This is a genomic window from Nostoc sp. CmiVER01 (assembly GCF_034531135.2).
In the GTDB taxonomy this organism is placed as follows: domain Bacteria; phylum Cyanobacteriota; class Cyanobacteriia; order Cyanobacteriales; family Nostocaceae; genus Nostoc.
The window spans coordinates 369,061-386,881 of the sequence record NZ_JAVRBU020000009.1; the positions used below are offsets into that span (position 1 = coordinate 369,061).

At 40.4% G+C, this 17,821-nt stretch carries 14 protein-coding genes, 1 tRNA gene and 1 riboswitch; of the genes, 7 read left to right on the plus strand and 8 right to left on the minus strand.

The genetic code is table 11. From position 1 onward, the window contains the following. Positions 1 to 76: 76 nt before the first annotated feature. The 3 genes from gatA to RMZ43_RS17840 form a co-directional block, all read right to left on the minus strand. Positions 77 to 1,537: an Asp-tRNA(Asn)/Glu-tRNA(Gln) amidotransferase subunit GatA gene (gene gatA / locus RMZ43_RS17830; RefSeq protein WP_322647366.1), complete on the minus strand. Its 1,461-nt coding sequence runs from the start codon at positions 1,535 to 1,537 to the stop codon at positions 77 to 79. Positions 1,538 to 1,675: 138 nt separating this feature from the next. Beyond that, the gene (locus RMZ43_RS17835) at positions 1,676 to 2,878 is read right to left on the minus strand and encodes an acyl-CoA dehydrogenase family protein (RefSeq protein ID WP_322654423.1); all 1,203 of its coding nucleotides are present in this window, start codon (positions 2,876 to 2,878) and stop codon (positions 1,676 to 1,678) included. A 261-nt stretch (positions 2,879 to 3,139) separates the two neighbouring features. Next, positions 3,140 to 4,774 (minus strand): mechanosensitive ion channel family protein, encoded by a 1,635-nt coding sequence (locus RMZ43_RS17840; RefSeq protein WP_322654422.1) that lies wholly within the window; start codon positions 4,772 to 4,774, stop codon positions 3,140 to 3,142. A gap of 662 nt (positions 4,775 to 5,436) precedes the next feature. Between RMZ43_RS17840 and RMZ43_RS17845 the strand changes: the two genes are divergently transcribed. Then, on the plus strand, positions 5,437 to 5,646 hold the full coding sequence (locus RMZ43_RS17845; protein ID WP_322647370.1) for a hypothetical protein: 210 nt from the start codon (positions 5,437 to 5,439) through the stop codon (positions 5,644 to 5,646). A 692-nt stretch (positions 5,647 to 6,338) separates the two neighbouring features. Here the strand turns inward: RMZ43_RS17845 and RMZ43_RS17850 are convergent. Beyond that, a tRNA-Val gene (locus RMZ43_RS17850) sits at positions 6,339 to 6,412 on the minus strand. A 100-nt stretch (positions 6,413 to 6,512) separates the two neighbouring features. Beyond that, positions 6,513 to 6,676: riboswitch (cobalamin riboswitch) on the plus strand. 22 nt (positions 6,677 to 6,698) lie between these two features. Here RMZ43_RS17850 and RMZ43_RS17855 point away from each other — a divergent pair. Further along, positions 6,699 to 7,115, plus strand: a complete 417-nt coding sequence (locus tag RMZ43_RS17855) for a DUF1636 family protein (RefSeq protein ID WP_322647393.1) — start codon at positions 6,699 to 6,701, stop codon at positions 7,113 to 7,115. Positions 7,116 to 7,117: 2 nt separating this feature from the next. After that, the gene (locus RMZ43_RS17860) at positions 7,118 to 7,861 is read left to right on the plus strand and encodes a cobalt-precorrin-6A reductase (protein ID WP_322647394.1); all 744 of its coding nucleotides are present in this window, start codon (positions 7,118 to 7,120) and stop codon (positions 7,859 to 7,861) included. Between the two features lie 226 nt (positions 7,862 to 8,087). Here RMZ43_RS17860 and RMZ43_RS17865 read toward each other — a convergent pair whose 3' ends face one another. Then, positions 8,088 to 9,230 carry a BMP family ABC transporter substrate-binding protein gene (locus RMZ43_RS17865; RefSeq protein WP_322654421.1) on the minus strand — a complete coding sequence of 381 codons (1,143 nt, stop codon included), beginning with the start codon at positions 9,228 to 9,230 and terminating at the stop codon, positions 8,088 to 8,090. Between the two features lie 284 nt (positions 9,231 to 9,514). Beyond that, a complete protein-coding gene (locus RMZ43_RS17870) occupies positions 9,515 to 10,300 on the minus strand; it encodes an aminoglycoside adenylyltransferase domain-containing protein (RefSeq protein ID WP_322654420.1) in 786 nt (261 codons plus the stop codon). 549 nt (positions 10,301 to 10,849) lie between these two features. Here RMZ43_RS17870 and RMZ43_RS17875 point away from each other — a divergent pair. Continuing rightward, entirely contained in the window at positions 10,850 to 12,028 is a 1,179-nt protein-coding gene (locus RMZ43_RS17875; protein WP_322654419.1) for a hypothetical protein, read from the plus strand. Positions 12,029 to 12,742: 714 nt separating this feature from the next. Continuing rightward, on the plus strand, positions 12,743 to 13,954 hold the full coding sequence (locus tag RMZ43_RS17880; protein ID WP_322654418.1) for a sensor domain-containing diguanylate cyclase: 1,212 nt from the start codon (positions 12,743 to 12,745) through the stop codon (positions 13,952 to 13,954). Positions 13,955 to 14,055: 101 nt separating this feature from the next. On the opposite strand, the gene RMZ43_RS17885 is transcribed toward RMZ43_RS17880, so the two are convergent. Beyond that, complete coding sequence (locus RMZ43_RS17885; protein ID WP_322647375.1) at positions 14,056 to 14,646, minus strand: thioredoxin family protein; 591 nt, start codon at positions 14,644 to 14,646, stop codon at positions 14,056 to 14,058. Between the two features lie 131 nt (positions 14,647 to 14,777). Between RMZ43_RS17885 and RMZ43_RS17890 the strand changes: the two genes are divergently transcribed. Further along, positions 14,778 to 15,356, plus strand: a complete 579-nt coding sequence (locus RMZ43_RS17890; protein ID WP_322647376.1) for a hypothetical protein — start codon at positions 14,778 to 14,780, stop codon at positions 15,354 to 15,356. A 186-nt stretch (positions 15,357 to 15,542) separates the two neighbouring features. Here RMZ43_RS17890 and RMZ43_RS17895 read toward each other — a convergent pair whose 3' ends face one another. Next, the gene (locus RMZ43_RS17895) at positions 15,543 to 16,148 is read right to left on the minus strand and encodes a DedA family protein (protein WP_322647377.1); all 606 of its coding nucleotides are present in this window, start codon (positions 16,146 to 16,148) and stop codon (positions 15,543 to 15,545) included. A gap of 149 nt (positions 16,149 to 16,297) precedes the next feature. On the opposite strand from RMZ43_RS17895, the gene RMZ43_RS17900 reads away from it, so the two are divergent. Next, positions 16,298 to 17,080: an ABC transporter permease gene (locus RMZ43_RS17900; RefSeq protein ID WP_322647378.1), complete on the plus strand. Its 783-nt coding sequence runs from the start codon at positions 16,298 to 16,300 to the stop codon at positions 17,078 to 17,080. Positions 17,081 to 17,821: the final 741 nt, after the last annotated feature.

Consider the following 17,821-nt stretch of genomic DNA (forward strand, 5'->3'; position numbering starts at 1 on the left):
CAAGTCTTTTCCCTTGTCCCCAATTCTCAAGAGTCCCCAATTCCTCTTTCCCATGCCCAATGCCCAATGCTTATTTTCAAGATATTTGCGGTTTACGCAGATGCCAAGTAGTGGATTGCTCATAAGCGTAAGCTACTTGAAACAGTAGGTCTTCTCGCAGGACATTGCCAATTAGCTGTAATCCTATAGGTAGCCCCTGATCGTCAAAACCACATGGCAAACTTAAACTAGGTAAACCAGCAAGATTCACAGGAATAGTCATCAAGTCATTTAAATACATGCTCAAGGGGTCGGTAGTTTTTTCCCCTGCTTTGAATGCTGTAGTGGGAGATGTGGGACAAACTAACACATCAACTAAGCCAAAAGCCTTTTCAAAATCTCGCTTAATCAGGGTGCGGACTTTTTGCGCTTTCAGGTAGTAAGCATCATAATAACCAGCCGAAAGTGCGTAAGTGCCAATCATAATTCGGCGTTTAACTTCTGTACCAAAACCTGTGGCACGGGTACGAGTGTACATCGATAGCAAATTATCTGCATCAGGGGCGCGATAACCATATTTAACACCATCGTAACGAGCTAGGTTTGCTGACGCTTCTGATGGGGCAATGATGTAGTAGGTGGGTAAGCCATAGCGAAAGGTGGGACAGGAAATTATATGAATTTCTGCTCCCAAACTTTGTAGTTGATCTACTGCTTTGGTAACAGCTTGTTCCACTACAGAGTCTAAACCTTCACCAAAAGTTTCTTTGATGATCCCAATTCTTAGCTGACCTCTAGGTTTAAAGTCTGGTTTTAAGCTGGCGGCGTAGTTGGGAATGGCTACTTTGAGGCTGGTAGAGTCTTTGGGATCATAACCTGCGATCGCACTTAATAATATTGCCGCATCTTCTACTGTGTTTCCAAATGGCCCAATTTGATCCAAAGACGAAGCGTAAGCCACCAAACCATAACGAGAAACCAAACCATAAGTGGGTTTCATCCCCACCACACCGCAAAAAGATGCAGGTTGCCGAATCGAACCGCCAGTATCAGAACCGAGAGCAACCACACATTCTTGAGCCGCCACCGCCGCCGCAGAACCCCCCGAAGAACCACCAGGAACTCGTGACAAATCCCAAGGATTAGCCGTGACTTGGTAGGCAGAGTTTTCTGTGGAACTACCCATTGCAAACTCATCCAAGTTGGTTTTGCCTACCATTACCGCGCCAACATCTGCCAGTTTTTGCGTCGCTGTTGATTCATAAGGCGGCACAAAATTTTCCAAAATCCGGGAGGCACAGGTAGTAGCAATTCCCTTGGTACACATATTGTCTTTAATCCCAACAGGAATGCCTGCTAGCAGCCCAATTTCTTCTCCCGCAGCAATTTTCGCATCCACAGCACCTGCCTGCTCTAATGCCCGTTCTGCGGTAACACATAAAAAGCTGTGTAATTTCGGCTCTAACGCTTGAATGCGCTCTAAAGCTTCTTGGGTAATTTCAACGGCACAACGTTCTTTCTTAACCAGCTGTTGGTGCAACTCGCGGATGGATGCCATGATTGCTCTCTTTGTGACTCAAGTCATTGATTTTAGTACATATTGGTCGATATTGGGTATTGGGCATTGGTCATTAATCAATAATTCTTCTCCCCCTGCCTCCCCTGCTCCCCCTGCTCCCTCATCCCCACTTCCCACTCACTTTACTTCCAGTACACTCTTCCCTAAAGATTGGCAAATAACATCATTTTGCGGTGTATGGATACGGCTACACAGAACGTCTCGGTAGTGTCGCTCTAAAGGATTCTTTTTTAACAGACCAGGATTACCAGTCAGTTCTAAGGCAATCTCTACAGCACGAATCGAGTTAGTTGTGGTGAGATATTTAACAGCTTGTGTCTGTAATCCTACGTTAGGCTCATACTCGCCCCGCTCAATATCTTGAGCCAAGCTATAAATCAATCTATTGTTAGCAAACAGCAGTGCTTCTATCTCACCCACAGCAGTTTGGAAGCGTGGCAGAGTTGCCAGTGGCTCTTTGAGATTAGAAGGCGATCGCTCCCAAAGATATTTTACCAGCCAGTCTCGCGCACTACTAGCAACACCTAGATATAAAGCACTTATTGTCAAACTGCCCCAAGTGGAAATTAGAGGATCAAAGGATGGCGCGGTTGATATGGGGTTAATATTCAAAGCATACTCTCTGGGGATTAATACATTCTCCAAAATGAGATCGTGGCTGCCTGTAGCTCTCATCCCCAAGTGATCCCAGGTTTCGATAATTTGCAAACCAGGCAGACCGCGCGGAACCAAAAAATTTCCAACTCGTGGTTCATCCTCAGTTGTCCGTGCCCAAACAACAAAGTAACTGAGGATAGGACTACCCGTAGTGTATTGCTTGTGGCCTGTTAAACGCCAACCCTCTGTTGTTGGCTCGGCAATTGTAGCAGGCAATCCACCTCTAGCTGGCGTTCCTAACTCAGGTTCAACACGGGCAGCATTGAGCAAGGCAATACCTTCAATTGATTCACGGCACAGCCGTTTATATACTTCTGGATGCCAGCGACGGCTACGGGCTGCATGGGCATGTTGGAGATAGTGCATTGTTAGTACTAGCGCCGTGGAAGCATCGCCACGCGCTATCCCTTCAATCACTCGGCAGATAGTTGCTAACCCCAAATCTTGACCACCTAATTCGCGGGGAATGGTGAGGCTAAGTAATCCTGCTTCATGCAAAGCTGTAAAATTCTCGAAAGGAAAGGAACCCTCTTTGTCATGTGCCCCTGCACGGGTGGCAAAGTCTTTCGCTAGAGCCTCTACCTGGTCAAATATATTATTTGGGAGAGTTTCTAAGCTTTTGGCTACAAAGGTGTCTGGCACTGCTTGCTCCAACTGTGACATAAATATTCCTTTAAAACTCACTTTACTACTGAATCCCATACTGCGAAAAACTGATGTTCCTGCAAACTTGAGATGCTTTCATCGGAGTTAAGCGATCGCAACTACTTGTAGCCTAAACCCTACTTTCTTTTCTGCTTCAGCATCTGACCTCAAACTCAGGTCTTTTGGTGATTTTTGGAATACTACTTAAAGTCGCTCGAATTTAAGTAATTAGTAATTATTACACAAACAGCTTTCTTAGAGCAAGCCAAGCATCCGAATTTACGTTTGATTTTGACTTGGCTTGATTGGATCTATGCGTTGTTGATGTTTTGACAATTGTTCAAACATTTGTATTAAGGCTAACTGCATTTCTGGCGTAAATTCCAATGTGCCAGAACGTAGATGTAAATCTAACTGAGGGAAAGGGATTTCAATTTGTCTTTGCTGTAAAGATTCGTAGATATTGTAGTATAAATCACTTTTGAGCAAGAATTGTTTATTAGGTTCCGCAGTCCATACTAATAACTCAAAATTTAAGCTGTTGTTGCCAAACTCTTTAAACAAAACTACAGGAGAAGGAGCTTGTAATACATTAGGATGCTTAGAGGCTGCTTCTAACAGAGCAGCTTGCACAACTTTGGGCTCTGAACTATAAGCAACGCCAAGGGGAAGATGAAGGCGAGAAATCGGGTTGCGGTGGCTCCAGTTGATTACTTCTTTTTCCAAGAAACGAGAGTTGGGTACAATGATTGAAACGTGGTCAAGAGTACGAATCTCGGTACTTCTTCCACCTATTCGCTCGACAGTACCTGTATATTCCCCAACTTCCACAAAATCTCCCACCTGAATCGGACGCTCAAATACTAGTACTAAACCACTGCCAAAATTCTTAGCAATATCCTGTAAACCAAAGCCAATTCCAACGCTTAAAGCACTTGCTAAGATTGTCAAAGAGCTAATGTCAAGTCCCCAAATTTGTAGCAATACCAGTGTGCCAATAAAAATTAGACCATATTTGAAAAGTATTACTATTGCTTCTTGAGCGCCACGATTTATTCCAGTAAAAGATAGAACGCGAGAGCGTAAAAAATTGGTCAAAGTTCCAGCAAAGATCACTAAGCCGAACAACAAACCAATCAAAATTATTAATTCAGTAAGAGAGTAAGGATTCTTGCCTAATGTCAGAATAGGTGAGGTGAAACTGGTGATCAGGATATTTGAAATTTGGTAGCTCCATTGACGAGTGAAAGGAAAGAGATTAGTGATATAAAGAATGGCGCTTATCCAAAGTGCGATACGCATACTCGCCAACACTAATTTGAAAAATAATTCTAATAATTTTAGTGGTTCTGAATTCGGTATCTCATTGTTAAGAGTAGTTAAGCGTTGTGAAGCTGCTCGGAAAAAGCGATGCTTAATCCATCCTAATAGCCAAGTGAATCCGGCAGTGATAAGTAAAATTACTACTGCTAGAAAAGTTGTTTGTTGGAGATAGGTTTTAGTTCGCTCTAAGCGAGCTTCTTGTAACGCTTCTTCAATTTGCCGCCCCCAGATGCTTGCCTGCTCATCAACTGTGCTACCCGGAACAGTATCTTGTTCTGTAACTGTTAATAGATAGCGATTATTTAGCAAAATAGTAGGTAGCTGGTTACGTTTTTCAATTTTGACTTGAATAGATTCAGAAGATTTAATCGCATCTTTTAGTTGTGAGTTGATTAAATTTGTCCGTTCTTGAGCGCTATACCGGCCAGAATCGCTGATTTTAAAAAGCTGTTGCCCATCCAAAATCACCGGAGCTTTATTTAATGCTTGAGCAACTACAGGAGTGAACCAGATAAACAAAACAAAAGTTAGTACTGCAATGAAAATATTGAAATATTTTGATGGCAGTCGCAAACGGTGATAATAACGCATTAGGATTTTAACAAGATAATTTTAGTCTAGCTAATTAATATTAGCTAGATTTTGTCACAATCAATTTTTTACCATAAAATAAAACCAATATAGCAGCAATCTACTTTGAGTTTTTAAATTACTCGCTTGCTGTGCCTTGGTGTTCGCGTTAGCGTTTTTGAAAGATAAGCCTCTCTGCAAAGAGAAGCTTCTCGCATAAAAGTGTAGCGCAAGTGCGATAAATAGAGAGTGGGGAATGGAGAAGAAGCTTTCTCAGAGGATACTTATTTTTTACAAAAATCAAATACGGCTTTTATAAAAATAACTTGATTTAGAGTTATATAACTGTTAACTTGCGGTAAGCCAAGGAAGGATTTATGTATTATTGCAGTGCCACAAAGAAGCGATGCTCTTGATTCATTTGTAATTGTTGCGATCGCTTTGTTCTAGAGGCAAGCCATCCAAATTCCGGTTCCTTAACGATGCCTGCGCCTACGCTATTCTCCGGCAGCAAGGGATTAGAGAGAAAATATCAAAGGTATAATTCTTATGCATCTTCCGAGAGAAGCCATTTAGCTGAAATATTTGTCATAATTCCCAGTAATTGCGGTTACATAGTTTTATTCATGTAATTTTAACACCCTAATTGAATATGACAACTTGATATTAAAGGAGAGTTTTTTATGTCAGTCCAAAACTTAGAAGATTTTTTTCACACACAATTAGTTAAACACGGTGTGAACTACAACTTGGCTGCACAAGCAGCTAAAATATTGGCTTCTGGCAAACCTGATGAGCTATTAACAGCAGAAGAGAAGTATTTGGCTACAGAAGTTTGTCAGCAGTGGTTCAAACAGCGTCAACGTCTAGAGCGACTCAATTCTATTTTATAGAAGTGACTAGGAAGATTTAGTAAAAATTGTGACTTTAGTTATATACCTTAAGGAGAAATTAGCCTTGAATATTTATCTCTAAAGAAGAATGAATAGAGTAGATTTGCAGAGTTAATTTAGAGCAGTAAAACAACAATGATTGAGCTTCCGCTCAATTTTGCAAAGTCCTTTGAGCATAGCTGCGCTTACCGCCTCCTTTAGAGAAGGCGATCGCAATTAATATAATGATGCCAGTTAATTAAGTGGACAAAACAGGTAAAGAACACGTCTTTGACAAAACTTGCAATTAGGCATTACACAATCAGCACCCTCTGATTATACAACGTTATTTAGTTTCAACATTCTTGCAACTTTGTTTAAATGCGATCGCTCCTATCATTTCAGATATTTCTAAAGGTTATAAATTACCCTATTCTCAGCTAACCATTGCTTCCGCTCAAGATAATCTGGTATAATATATGCCACCCTATGCCAAAATGCGGTGCTGTAATGCGGTTTAATGATTAAGCCCGAATACTTAAGATTTAAGATATAAATAAAAAAGTCCGTGCTACATATATTGCAAAGCACAGGGTAATTTTCCTAAGCAGAGTATTAAGTTTGCAGTAGTAGTTTTCAACCATAAAGTTGCCGTTGCGACAAAGTTATGGGTAAAATCACACAGCGACATTAAATTTGTGAATGTATAAAAATGGACGTAACTGGATTCGAACCAGTGACCTCTACGATGTCAACGTAGCGCTCTAACCAACTGAGCTATACGTCCTTAACCACACAATTATCAACAGTAACACATACTTTCTTGATTAAGCAAGATAAAGGTGTAAATCCATCTTATAAGCGAAGTCCCATTCGAGTAGGGTGTATGATCGATAAGGCTATTCGGTTCTGGTAGGGAGCAGCTACCAGAGGTAACGGGGAAAGTTCGGTGCAAATCCGGCGCTGTCCCGCAACTGTAAACCCATTTGAGATGTAATCTAACATCCCAAATAGAGTAAGTCAGGATGCCCGCCGAAATAGATTTATCAGTTCCACATATCTGCGAGTTACAGATGACTACTACTGTAAATATTTCTCCGACTAGTCCCTTGGGTGTTGCTGATCATACTTTATTTGTTTGCAAAACTTGTGCTAGCGTTTGGCAAGATGGAAAACGCTTAGGTGAAAGTGGCGGTGAAAAACTTCTATCTCAACTTCAGCAACTTGCACAAGATTGGGACTTACGAGATCAATTCCCAATTCAGGAAGTTGAATGCATGAGTGCTTGTAATCGTTCTTGTGTAGTTGCCTTTGCTGCTAAAGGCAAATTAACATATTTATTTGGTGATTTAGCTGTTGATGGTAGTGCATCTGCGGTACTAGAATGTGCTAGTCAATACTATACCAAAGCAAATGGTTTACTACCTTGGTCAGAGCGTCCAGAAGCGCTGAAAAAGGGCATTTTGGCAAAAATTCCACCTTTATCTTAATGATGCGTGTTTTGATTCTGGGTGGTACAGGAGATGCCGCAGAAGTAGCTGCCAAAGTCTCGACTATCCAAGGGTTAGAGGCAATCACGTCTTTAGCTGGGCGCACCCGGGAACCATCAGTACCGTTAGGCGATTTACGGATTGGAGGTTTCGGTGGTGTGCCTGGATTGGCTAGCTATTTGCGAGTCATGCAAATCGACTTATTAATTGATGCAACTCATCCTTTTGCTACTCAGATTTCTTTTAATGCGGCGGATGCTGCAACTGAAGTCGGAGTACCCCGTCTGATGTTAATACGCCCACCTTGGGAAAAAGCAAGTGGCGATCGCTGGATTGAAGTTAATAGTGTTGAAGCCGCCGCAGCATCTCTAGCAAACCAGGCACAGCGAGTATTTTTAACAGTTGGCAGGCAAGAACTCGCCGCCTTTGCTCACTGCGAGAAAATTTGGTTTCTGATGCGGATGATTGATCCTCCTACCAATGATGCTTTAGTGCCACCGGGAGTAATATTGTGCGATCGCGGGCCCTTTACCCTCAATAATGAAAGACAAATCCTGATTCATAACAAGATTGATACCATAGTAAGTAAAAATAGCGGTGGCGATGCAACAAAGCCCAAGATTATTGCAGCGCGAGAACTGGGCGTGAAGATTATTATGATAAATCGTCCAGCCATACCGCCAGGGGAGCAAGTTACTCATGTTGATGGTGTTTTGGCATGGCTATTTGACAAGTTGCACGACTAGTGTAATGAAGAAAAAGCCACCGATCAGAATCAAAGCCACTTCTTTCTATCCAGCATCTCAAATTTAAAAAAGAAATCCTAGTATTGCGTGTAGCGTCTCGCAGAGAAGGAGCGTCAGCGGCTTGCCGCAGGCTACCGCAAAGGCACAGAGAACACAGAGAGAAAGAGAGAAAATTCTAAAACTTGGTTTACTCAGCAAAATTGGGTTGGTCGAGTGTTTAGCAGTGCTAAGATTTCCCTTTAGGAATTGACCCTTCAATTCCTTCAACATACCAATCCATCGCCAGTTGTCTTTGATCATCCAAAACCTTACCTTTTGGCACTCGCACCACCCCTTTTTGATCTTTTACCGGGCCATCAAAAGGATGTGCAGTACCCTGAATAAACTCATCGCGCTTCACATTCACCAGTTGTTGCACATCCCCTGGAATTTCCTGATTCATTGGGGAAATATCCACCATTCCTTGACCAATTCCATCCCAAACCTCTTGAGATTTCCAAGTATTACTCATTACAGCCAAGGCTTTATCTGTATAGAATTTGCCCCATTTGTTAATAGCTGATGTTAGGTGGGCATTTTGACCAAACTTACTCATATCAGTGTTGTAGCCAAAAGCATAAATGCCTTTCTCCTGTGCCAATTGGACAACAGCACCAGAATCGGTATGCTGCGCCAGTACATCCGCACCTAAATTAACCAAAGCTTGAGCCGCTTCTCTTTCTTTATCTGGATCGTACCAACTTTGTACCCAAAGTACCTTAACTCTTGCTTGGGGATTTGTTAGCCTTACTCCTTGAGTGAATGCACTGATTCCCCGAATTACTTCTGGAATTGGGTATGCGCCAATAAAACCTACTATATTTGATTTTGTCATCTTGCCAGCAATCATGCCGGTTAAGTAACGCGGTTCTTCAACGCGTCCCAAATAAGTGCCAACATTGGCAGCACGTTTGTATCCTCTACAGTGTTCAAAGACAACATCACTAAAGTCTTTGGCAACTTTGATTGTTGGGTTCATGTACCCAAAGGAAGTTGTAAAAATCAACTTATTACCATCTAATGCGAGTTGCCGAATCACTTTTTGGGCATCAGCACCTTCGTTGACATTTTCCACAAAGGTAGTTTTTACCTTATCTTGAAGATTGGCTTCCATGTCTCTGCGACCTAAATCATGGGCATAAGTCCAGCCGAAATCACCCACAGGGCCGGCATAAACAAATCCCACCTTCAGAGGTTCATTTACCGCCACAGGTGATGCTGAAGGAGATACCTCACCCTGCAATTTGGAATTTTTGCCTTGAATGCAACTAGTTAAGGTAAAGCTAGATCCTGCTAAAGTGACATACATTAGAAAATTCCGACGATCCATATTTTATTAATAGGTTTACCTGTTAAAAAGATTTTTATGATTGCTGGTAATGGCAGACACGGTTTAGGTTAGCTATTTACTTAATTTTAACTGTATCTGCGGCTGGCGCAAGTTCATAAACGCGTGCAAATTACCTGTGCTGGGTAACTGAAACCAATCACCGATCACGTAAGAGAATACAAAGGCAGAGCTTCAGAAAGAGTTTTGCCACTAATAAAATTGTGAATTTCTATCTCTTAAAATTAGGCAGTAACATTTTAAACGCCGTTTTCTCTTGAAGATGCCTATTCGTTACATACATTAATTACATAGCGTAAGAAGCGTACTGCTTCAACAGCCCGGCTCACTTTGCTGCGATAAGAGGAACCATGCCGAATTTCACGGAGGTTAATTGCCTCTTGAATAAGTTGATGCCACTTTGGTGGAAGATGCACCAATGCATATCGACCAGCCTCAGTTTTGGAGAGGATTTCATGCTCTCTCAACGCGTAAAACAGACGCAGAATGCCAAGCACAGCCCACTGAATACCAGTATCTGTTAATAAATATGCTACTTTACTTGGCGATCGCGTCCAACTCACCCAATAGCTGTTGAGATTTTCCTTCATTTTTCTTTGCAGCAGATTCCAATCGACTGTAAATGCAAGGTTTTCTGGTGGAAGTCCAATCAGACAAATGCCTCGATGTTTCAACACCCACCAAGTGACTTGGTTTATGTCATGATATCCAGCAGAGTGCAGAGTGCTGTCATGATAGTAGGGATAAGGAGCAATTTCTTGTTGCTCACACCCTAAATCTTCCCTTAGCAAATAACTTCCTTCTAGTTTCCACTGTGGGTAGCTCAGTTCTAGTTTTTTATGGACTGCTTTTAGTATTTTTACCTCGGATGTTGTAGCCCGTCGTATGAGAATAGTAATAAAATCAATGTCACTCAAGTATGGGTTAAAGGCATTAAGCGCAATAGATCCATGAATATAGCAGCCTTCTATCAGACCCGGAAGTTCGATTTCTAATGACAACAAATAATCATTTAATACTGGACGAATACATTCTGGGATACGAGTATCCATATTCCACCTCGTAGCTTTTTATTATTCCAACTGAATATAGTCAAGGGCAAAGGAGCAGGGGAATGAAGAGACAAATTTAGTATTTTTTACGACCGTTATAGCTCTAAATACACTTATTTCTTTGTCTTTTCCTGCTTCCCCACTTACAAAATCGCATTGCTCCCAAGCAAAGTTATACCAATTCTCAATTCGCTTTTTCGCCCATTCGCAATTAAAAATTTTAGATGCAGCAAGACTTTCGTGATTTACATCTGTTGCTTCATTTTGGAGAATTGGTATTATTTAATTCCCTCAAAAGCTCAAAAAAGACTTGTGTTCTGCACGAAAGTATTTGTGTACACCGTAGCTTTTAAAACTAGAGAGACTTTAAAAAATTTTCTCCCTTCCCCTACGCGAACGTAGGGAAGGGGGTTAGGTCAATTGTTAGCTTTTCTACATAACATGAAAAGTCAAGTATTAACCAGGTACAGATTGTGGATGATTTTTATTACGTGGCATATAGTGATCTGAAGTTAAATCGAACAACAATAAAAAGATAGAGGGATAACAATGTTTAGTTATTCTAGCCCCGCGATCGCCACATATCTTAATATTGCATCTCCAATAGCAGCTTGTGTAAACGGTAGCAAAGTTGCGGTCATTAATACTGAGGGTATATGGGAAGTAGAAGCTGATGGCAGGAAAAAACTAATTCCAAACTCTTATCAGGATGCTCGTGACTGTGCAGCTATTGACGGTAAGACTTATGTTCTCGCTGTTCCAACAGGATTAGTCAAAATAAAAACTGATGGAACTACCCAAAAAATAGTTAACAGTCCTGTATCATCAAGAACAAGAGTTAAGTTTTTAGATGGCTTGGTTATTCACCAGTCTGTAAATACTCTATCGATATATGATACCGGCCTCAACTTTAAAGCTAAACGTAGCTTTGAAGTAACAGAGGTAATGGATTTTGAGTACAAAAATAAGTATCTCTACGTTAGTGGTTTTCAGCAACAAAAGCGGTCAGGCATTCCAGTACAAATTGCTTTTCTTTACCGAATGGGTTTTAATGGCACAAGTATATTTGGTTTGCCAAATTTGCAAGGAAGTAACCAAGGTAAGCTTTGGGGTTACAGTCCTGCCAGTCTTGTTGACAACATGGCAGATACCCGACTCAACAGATTACACATCTCTGGGAATAAACTCTACGTACTTGGTTCCGTCTATGGGGGTAATTCAATCTTTAGATGGAATGGTAAAAACCTCTTAACAGAAACTTTGATTACTACAGATAAATATACTAATGCTGCCCAAACTCGTGATGAGACAAAAGTTTACACAGGAGTTGTTGATTTAACCTCATTCTCTGTTGAACGCGGGCAACTAAGTATTACAAGACTTCCTTCAACAGGAGGATTGGGAGACGGTAATAGCAATTTCCCTAAAACTATTTACTCAAATGGCAGTGATATTTTTGTTGGTTCTAGTGCTGCTTACGCAATTCCCAATAGAGATAGCCAAACATTTTTAGGTAAACTGATTCCACCTTATCGTGGCGATGCAAGTTTTTTAGTTTTTCCGACTAATCTCAAAAGTCGCAAAGCTTGGATAACGCCTGGTAATGGTGAAATCTTACTATTTAATAGTAAGTTTGCAATCATCAAAACAGGTAAAGTTAATAATTTGTCTATAAATTCAGGAACCGCCCAAAGCCTACCAACAAATACTTATTTTATTAAGTTTTGACACGATCGCAATGAGAACATCGCCAGAAATCGCTATAAAGGGATACACCATTTTTGGTAAGGGACTTCCAAATAAAAAAATACTCAAAAAACTGGCGAAAAAACTCTCTCCTCTGTGTTCTCTGTATCTCTGTGGTAGCCTGCGGCAAGCCGCTTTGCGTCTACGTTTATTTGGATAATTTATTTCTTGGAAGTCCCTCACAGGACGGGATAACTCCCTACTCCTCTTTAATTTTGCGTAAGCGATGTATGGTGTCAAGCTTGATCGTTAGCAGCGTAGGTTAACTGTGAAATTATTTCCAATTGGTAATATTTGGAACACTCATAATTTCTTACTTCTTGATTCGACTTTAGACAAATAAGAAGTGATTCACTTGGATTTTCTGTAAACCACTTCTTATTCGTCCAAACCAAAAAAATTAGTTAGTAATGGCAAAATATTTAAAGCCAGCTTTTTGATAAAACTGCGATCGCAGCTTGATAAAGTTTGATTAGCTAACAAGAAAAAGTGAGTTGGAAGCCGTCCCTCGTAATTTATGTAAATATACATAAAAAATCAATATAAAAAATTTATTTTTTTACCTAAAAACTTTGACAGTATAATAAGTTTTGATAATTTTTAATTTATATTGATTATTTTCAACCTGGCTTTGGGCAAAAAACCTTGTAAGCATCTAAATACTCAGGGGATTTGCACAGTGAAAGTTAGGGTGACATGAACAATAGAGCAAACCAAAGCCATGAAAAATATCATGTAATACAATATTTCTGTATAATCAACCGAATGTTGATTTTCGTTGCAGAGATGTTTCTATCACGCAGCCTTTATGCTGGAAAGGTAATTCTGCGGTTGTTGCAAAATTTACAGCGTATCAGACTTTCGTGGCTAAGGTTTAGACACTCACCTGTGAAAACGCAAGCTGTTCCTCTACCTGAGAATGAAGCAGAAAGGCTCAAAGTATTAGCGGCCTACAATATTTTGGATACCTTACCTGAAGAAGCATTTGATGATTTAACTGCTCTTGCTGCTTACATTTGTAAGACTCCAATAGCTTTAATTAGCTTAGTTGATGCCGATCGCCAATGGTTTAAATCTAAGATTGGACTAAAAGCTAAGGAAACACCCAGAGAGTGGGCTTTTTGCTCCCATGCCATTCTTCAACCAAATGATATATTAGTGGTTCCCAACGCCATCAAGGACGATCGCTTTACTAACAATCCTCTAGTCAAAGGTAGTCCCAAAATTCGTTTTTATGCTGGTGTCCCTCTGATTACGCCCGATGGTCTTCCAATTGGAACGTTGTGTGTTATGGATACCATTCCTCATCACCCAAGTTACCAGCAGTTAGATGCACTGCGCCGCCTAAGTCGTCAGGCGATCGCTCAGATGGAACTTATTCAGGAAGTTCGCAACCGCAAACAAGCAGAAATCGAAGGAAGACAGTTATCCTTAACCGATGAACTAACAGGTTTGCATAACCGACGCGGCTTTTTCCTGATGGCTGAACCACAGTTAAAAATTGCTCACCGGACGAGAGTGTTGTGCTGGGTTATCTTCATTGATTTAGATGGGCTAAAACAGATTAACGATACCCTTGGCCACGACATAGGAGATGCCTTGATTGTTGATGCTGCTCAATTACTCAAGCAAAGTTTTCGGAACTCAGATATTGTCGCCCGCTTGGGTGGAGATGAGTTTGTTGTTTTCATCTCCAGCTACTTTAAGGACGCTGACAGTATCCAAGAGTGTTTGCAAACAAATATCGCCAACTTTAATCAACAGCAAAACCGTAACTATGAACTTTCGATGAGTATCGGGATAGAGCGTTACTCAGCAGAAAGCAATATGTCACTAGAACAACTAATCGCCAAGTCTGACGAATTAATGTACGCTCATAAGCGTCTCAAGCAGCAATCTATTGGCTGAAGGGAACTCCTCTCTGGGGATTCAGTAGATAAGAGGAGTGCTGATGAAAATCGATATTGGTTATAAAACAGCAGGTGTTAGCTGAAATTGCCTCCAAAGTGCTAATTTACAACTTGGCTGCCATGACTGCGAGGATCATCTTGATTAGCCGTTGGTGCTACTGGGGCTGAAAATTTGGAAACTTTGCCGCTAGCTTGAGCATAAGGAAGAGACGAACCATTAACCAAAGCTTCTAAGTTGCTAGCCATAATCGTCCGGGGTTGATCGCCGATCGCTTCAGCTATGGTTTCCCCTTGCTGACTCAAAAATACAAAATGAGGAATCCCATCTACCCGATATTTCAACATCTCTGGTAGCCACTTGGTATTATCCACATTTAGCATCACAAAATTCATCTTGTCAGCATACTCTGTTTCCAGTTGAGTGATATCTGGTGCCATTTTTTGGCAGACAGTACACCAATCAGCATAAAACTCTACTAGAGATGGTTTGCCATTGCTGATTGCTACTTCTAGCGGTGTGGACGTATCACTTAACTTGGCTAGAGTTGCCGAGGTTGTTTCAGTTCGCAATCCTAAGACGAGGGCAACGCTAAGAGCGATCGCTACCATTACAATTAAAAAGTTTCTCAAACGCTTCCCAAAGTTAGATTCAGGCTTATCGGGAGAATTAACAGGTGAATCAGTACTCATAACAAAATTATTAAAACTTATTAAGCAATTTCTTCTTCAGTTTAGCTGACTCCAGCCGCTCTTAAATACGTAATTTAATCTTAAAAATGGGTATTACAAATAAGTACTTAAGATGAAATAGATTGTAAAGAATGATTTTAAGCTTCAAAAATACCAGTGCTGTGTGTGCCATATTTTTATTAGTCAGCGTTGGCAGCTTTCACACCTCAGCCATAGCCACTGTCAATAAACAGTCTCAATTGATAGTAAAGCAGAGTAAAACCCAGCCACACCCAGTTTTTAAATCTATTTTGCCCAAATTAAAGCAGAAGACTCAGATTCGTATTTTATTGCCGAAGTTTATTCCTGAGTCAGATGGAGAAAATCCAATTTACGCGATTATAGAAGCTGCTACGCAAAAAAAGTACGAAATTTTACTGGGTTTCAGTCCCAATTGTACGGGTGGAACTGCCTGTCGTTTGGGCGTTGTTTATGCTGAAGCTGTAACTCGCAAAACACCCCGCCTTAGTGGTAAACCTGTATCCTTAGCTAAAGGCATCACTGGGTATTTTGTGGATTCTACTTGTGGTGCTAATTGCTCAGATGCTACTTTGACTTGGAGACAGCAGAGGGTGCAATATGTTGTTGGTTTGAAAGCAGGCGATGGCTGCGCCAACGTCTGCGACGAACGCACTTCTTTGATAAAAATGGCTAATTCTGCGATTAACTAATTCTGTAGGTTTCAGTCAAGAGATTTTCTAGGAACAAATAGAGGTTGATATTTAAGGAAATCATTATGGTAATATCAACCTCTGCTGTTCGTGGATCATTCTAATAGTCTAGCGATGTATCACCAATATCTAACCAAATTTAGTAAATAAATATACTTAATATTTACACAACGCACAAAAAATATTTCAACTTTTGTTTGCTCTATTCTCTTGTATTACATGAATAATCGATGGCACTAAAGAAACAACTATAATTAATCCAATAATCGGCAATAAATACTTATCTACCTGTTCAGGTGGCAGAGATTTTCCTAAGAAAAACCCTAATATAGTGATGCCGAATGTCCAAACAAAGCCACCGATTAAGTTGTAAGACATAAATGTGCGATAATGCATCGCACCAATCCCAGCCACAATCGGCGCGAAAGTCCGTACAATGGGTAAAAAACGTGCTAAAACAATCGTTTTTTTACCGTGCTGTTCATAAAAGTTTTGAGTTTTAACAAGATGTTTTTTATGAAACAACCATGAATCTTCCTTTTGAAATAGTCTTCTGCCAAATTTATGCCCAGTAAAATAACCAACATTGTCACCTAAGACTGCACAAACAAAAGCACCAAAAATTAAAACCCAAATGTTCAGTAAATTCTGAGATGCCACAAATCCAGCAGTGAACAATAAACTATCCCCAGGTAGAAAAAAACCAATTAACAAGCCAGATTCAGCAAAGACAATCGCCCACACTCCAAAATAGCCAATTGATTTAATCAGTTGTGGTAAATCCAGATGCATAGAATTTTTTAGCTTTCAACAATAGATCCACAACATCTTAACGTTTAGCAATTTTCCTGAATAAAAAGTAATATTAAATTTACGTAAAGTTATTGTGTAATATTTGGAAATATAGTGACAGATGGTACATTTTGGGTTAATTAGGCAAGATGCAAAGATATTTGAAAGTAGTAAGACTATTTTGGAGTGCTGCGATCGCAGCTGAGTTAGAGTATCGGATTAACTTTTTCATAGCTACCCTCAGCAGCTTGGGAAATCTTGCGGGTAGCCTCTTTGGATTATTCTTGTTTTACCGGAAAGGTTATACTTTTAGTGGCTGGTCATGGGACGCAGCCTTAGTAGTTCTAGGAATTTTTACCTTACTACAAGGATTTTCTGCTACTTTTCTGGCGTCGAACTTGAATCGCATTGTCCGCCATGTTCAAGAAGGCACTTTAGACTTTATATTATTAAAACCTATCCGCAGTCAGTTTTGGCTTTCCACCCATACCCTGTCACCTTGGGGACTGCCAGATATAATTTTTGGTAGTATTATTATTGGCTACGCAGGTAAACACCTCGGTGTAGGGATAGACGACTATCTACTTGGTATGCTGCCGTTATTGTTCAGCTTTTTGATTCTGTACAGCCTGTGGTTTATGCTCGGAGCAATGAGTATCTGGTTCGTTAAAATATACAATGTTACCGAAGTATTACGTGGTTTGTTAGAAGCTGGACGATATCCCATCGCAGCATATCCTAGTGCTTACCGCTTTTTCTTCACCTTTGTAATGCCAGTAGCATTTTTAACTACTGTACCAGCCCAAGCCCTACTGGGTCGGAGTGACATTAGCTGGTTAATAGGTGCAGGAATATTAGCAGCAGCGTTGTTTTTCGCTTCCACTTGGTTTTGGCGATTTGCGTTGCGGTTTTATACCAGTGCTTCGAGTTAGAGAGCTACACAAACGCCTTTCAACTAAATGTAGAGCGACAAATAATTTGTCGCTCTGCATCTTGTCGGTTAACAAATTAAATGTCGTCTTAGCAAATTATTGTCGCTAAAATATTTAAGGCTATAATCCTCACTGCACAATTATTATAGCCTTTTTGACTTCCATTAAACTTTGAAAATTATTTAACAAATTGAATGTCGTTATCTAACAATGCTTCGGACAAAATTAGGCAGCAATAACCCCGTAAGAACGTAGGTTTTGATAGTTAGGATGGGATTTAATTAAAGTTGGCGAGAGTCTTAACTTTGAAATAAAGGTGTCGAGCAAATGGTCATTGAGTGCGCGTCGCTTGACACTGGCCATTGAAAAGACAAAGGGTTGTTGGCTCAACTGCTGTCGATGAGTATCGAGCTTGGCAATATTGAGGGCAGTAAAACTAGCATTGAAATGAAAGTCAAGTTTTTTGACGTCACGGGCTTGACAATCACTGAGTCCGGTGAATTGTTTAGCATCGCGGAAAATAAATTCGATTTGAAAGCGTAGTTTGTAGAAACGATAAATCTCGTCTGCCGATTGGTTGATATCTGTCGAGAATAAGACAGCATAACTCGGTTTATTAGGCTTACGATGGTCAAGTACATAAGCTAGTGGTTTGTCTCATAAGTTCTGCTGGGTTAGAATTGAAACAGAGAGTTGAGCGATCGCAGATCAGAAGAGTATGCCAAAAAAGCACATAGTAAA